Raw genomic sequence first — 284 nt, forward strand, 5'->3', positions numbered from 1 at the left:
GCTTTGGTGCATTCTGGGCTGGAAGTAATGTTGGACTGATCCGTGAATTAGAAGCTCGAGATCTAGTTAATCAACTGGTTGTAGAAATGAACCATTCATAATGCTGACATGCCCGACATTACGGTTGTCTTCACTGGCCTGATTGGCATAGCCATAAATCACATTATCGACTTGTTGCCAATCTACCGTTGGATTACGTTGTATCAATGCTTGAATTGGAATAGCACCGAGATCATCTGCACGTATTGGCGCAAGACCACCGGCATAACGACCAAATGGGGTAC

The 284-nt window shown here is 44.7% G+C and carries 1 protein-coding gene and 1 pseudogene; one reads left to right on the plus strand and one right to left on the minus strand.

Annotated elements, in window-relative coordinates; all coding sequences use genetic code 11:
* The coding region (locus ACG916_RS21610; RefSeq protein ID WP_419329471.1) for a hypothetical protein at nt 1–101 on the plus strand (101 nt) is incomplete at its 5' end.
* Here ACG916_RS21610 and ACG916_RS21615 read toward each other — a convergent pair.
* Nucleotides 97–284: pseudogene (locus ACG916_RS21615) on the minus strand (thiolase family protein); the annotation flags it as partial. The gene ACG916_RS21610 and the pseudogene ACG916_RS21615 sit on opposite strands and share 5 nt — an antisense overlap.

The organism is Acinetobacter legionensis (assembly GCF_048552295.1).
Taxonomy (GTDB): domain Bacteria; phylum Pseudomonadota; class Gammaproteobacteria; order Pseudomonadales; family Moraxellaceae; genus Acinetobacter.